The sequence below is a fragment of the Kaistella sp. genome, from assembly GCF_049588135.1.
Taxonomy (GTDB): Bacteria; Bacteroidota; Bacteroidia; order Flavobacteriales; family Weeksellaceae; genus Kaistella.
In genome coordinates this window covers 1-2,877 of record NZ_JBAVFG010000147.1, presented here as the reverse complement: position 1 = coordinate 2,877, position 2,877 = coordinate 1, and the positions used below count along the sequence as shown (strand labels likewise).

General features: G+C 34.5%; 3 protein-coding genes. 1 reads left to right on the top strand and 2 read right to left on the bottom strand.

Going from position 1 to position 2,877, the window contains the following annotated elements; translation table 11 throughout:
- Window positions 1-94: 94 nt before the first annotated feature.
- Together WBY99_RS08540 and WBY99_RS08535 are read right to left on the bottom strand one after the other, a co-directional pair.
- Entirely contained in the window at window positions 95-958 is an 864-nt protein-coding gene (locus WBY99_RS08540) for a DUF58 domain-containing protein (protein WP_423975908.1), read from the bottom strand.
- Between the two features lie 82 nt (window positions 959-1,040).
- Window positions 1,041-2,045: an AAA family ATPase gene (locus WBY99_RS08535; protein WP_423975907.1), complete on the bottom strand. Its 1,005-nt coding sequence runs from the start codon at window positions 2,043-2,045 to the stop codon at window positions 1,041-1,043.
- Window positions 2,046-2,324: 279 nt separating this feature from the next.
- On the opposite strand from WBY99_RS08535, the gene WBY99_RS08530 reads away from it, so the two are divergent.
- On the top strand, window positions 2,325-2,877 hold a 553-nt coding region (locus WBY99_RS08530), incomplete at its 3' end, for a hypothetical protein (RefSeq protein WP_423975906.1).

The window sequence follows — 2,877 nt, the reverse complement described above, 5'->3', positions numbered from 1 at the left end:
GCGATTAAGCCAAACCGTTTCTTCTTCCATTTTTACATCGATGGAAGTTTTGCCGTCTTTGGTTTGGTAAATAATGATTTCGCCTTTGTTCATGTTATCTTTTTCTAAAATATTGATACAAAAACTTAACATAATCTTCGCCGGTATTCATATTAATAAAACCTGCAGAAGAACTTTCAAAATCTTCAGTTACGTTTCTTATTTTTTGTTTTTGGTGTTCCGCAAAATCATAGCGCCATCTGGCATTGGAGGTATTGACCCAAATTTGTTTTCCCGTTTCTGCATCTTTAAAAAGGGCATAACCGACATCAGGGATTTCATTATCTTTTTCATCATAAACTCTTAAGCCCAATAATTGATGTTTTCGAGAAGCAACTCTCAGCATTTTTAAATCATAAGAATCTTCAAAATCTGAGAACATAAATATCAATGATTTCTTTTTGAAAACGCTCATCATGTATTCTAAAGCTTTGTCAATTTTTGCTTCTGCCGGAATATATTCTGCAGACAAAATATTGCTTATAATTGCTAAAATATGTTTTCGCCCTTTTTGTGGAGGAATGACTTTATAAACTTTATCGGCAAATAGAATCAAACCTACTTTGTCATTATTGCCAGCGGCGGAAAAACCGATACTTGCTGCAATCTCTGCAACGAATTCTCGTTTTAATTGGGTTTGCGTTCCGTAATCCATGGAAGCGGAAATGTCCACCAAAAGCATCAGCGTGAGTTCGCGTTCTTCTTCCATTACTTTCACAAAAGGTTCGCGGAAACGGGCGGTTTTATTCCAGTCAATTCTTCGGATTTCATCACCAAATTGATAAGGACGGACTTCTGAAAAAGTCATTCCCTGACCTTTGAAAGCGCTATGATATTGGCCCATCAATGTAGCATCCGTTTTCTTTCGAGTTCGGATTTCAATTTGTTTTACTTTTTTAATGATGTCTTTGATCTGCATGTCTTTAATTTAACAATGCAACAATCTCCTTTAATGATTAAATTTATTGGTAAACTGTTACACTGATAATTGTTACCTTAATTTAAGGTGCTTGAATTTTCCCCAGGATTTTATCGATGATCTGGTCGGCAGTAATTTCCTCGGCTTCGGCTTCAAAACTTAGTCCGATACGGTGACGCAGAACGTCTTTTGCTATTTCTTTCACATCTTCCGGAATTACGAAAGCACGGTTTTTTAAGAAAGCCATCGCCCGTGCTGCAATCGATAAATTAATAGAAGCTCTCGGAGAGGCACCAAAACTGATATAACTTTTTAAATCAGGCATTCCATATTTCTCTGGAAAACGAGTTGCGAAAACCATATCCAAAATATACTTCTCAATTTTCTCATCCAGATAAATCTGATTGATTAATTTTTTTGCTTCTGTTACATTTTCCAAAGTAATGACCGGGCGGATTTCCGGGGAATGCCCTGATGCAATCATTTTCATGATTGTTCTCTCATCTTCAAAGTCAGGATAGGTAATGGTGCATTTCAGCATAAAACGGTCGCTTTGTGCTTCCGGTAAAAGGTAAGTTCCTTCCTGATCGATTGGGTTCTGCGTTGCCAAAACTAAGAATGGTTTTGGAAGTGGCATTGTTTCATCACCGATGGTTACTTGCTTTTCCTGCATCGCCTCCAATAAAGCTGATTGTACTTTTGAAGGAGCACGGTTGATTTCATCTGCCAAAACAAAGTTGGCGAAAATTGGTCCCTTTTTTATGGAAAAATCATTGTCTTTAATGCTGTAAATCATTGTTCCTACGACATCTGCGGGCAGTAAATCCGGCGTAAACTGAATCCGGGAAAAAGCACCGTGTACGGCATCTGCTAAAGTTTTAATCGCTAAAGTTTTTGCCAATCCGGGAACACCTTCCAGCAAGACATGACCATTTCCCAGAAGACCGATTAATAAACGGTCTACCATATATTCCTGTCCGATAATTGCTTTGTTGATTTCCTGTTTCAAAAGGGTGAAAAAATAATTCTGTTCTCTTACTTTTTCGGTTAACTGTCTAATATCTTCCGCTTGATGTAGTTCTGACATAGTGTTTCTAAAATTTAAAGTGTAAATTTCTAATAAATCCCGTTATCAGTCAACACAATTAATGGTAAGATTTCGTTAAAGTTTGTTAAAGATATTGGGCAAAGAAATCGAAGAAAACAGATTTGTCTTTGTTTCAATTTTTCTAGAAACTGAGAATCTTGCTTATTTCTAAAAGTATTGGTGACAATTATTAAGCCTAAAAAAAATGTTTTTTGAGAATTAGAAAACTTGTGTATATTTGAGAATTATCTGTAATCATAAAAAAAATATACCGCTCAAATGAAGAAAATAGTTTCACTTTTTTTGATTTTAATTTTCGAATCAATTTTTTCTCAAAAAATTCTTAGTAAATATCCAGAGGGACAAGATGCTTACAAAGGTGGTTCAAATCAAATGTTTGCTGAAATGCAGGGTTTTTTCTCAAAAAGTGGGGCAAAACCTTGTGAAAAAAATGAAATATATTTTGTGACCTTAAAAATTGATGAAACTGGAAAACCATTTTTAATCAAGAAAAAAAGTGACGACTTAAATATTGAGAAAAACAAATGTGCTTTTGATTTGGTAGTTCAATCTTTGGGAAGTTTAAAAAATTGGCAGTCGGCTGAAGAAAATGGAAATAAAGTTACCGCATATTTAGATTTTCCTTTTCTTCCAAACGATTTTTTCGGAAATTATAAATCAGATTATGATATTTCTAAAGTTTATCAATCTTCTGAAATACCTGGAGGAATGGGTGCTTTTCGGAAAGAAATTTATAAAAATTTAGAGGCTTATTTAGATTATGATTCTTATAAACCAAAAGGAAAATTCATTGTTTTCTTTGAAGTTAATA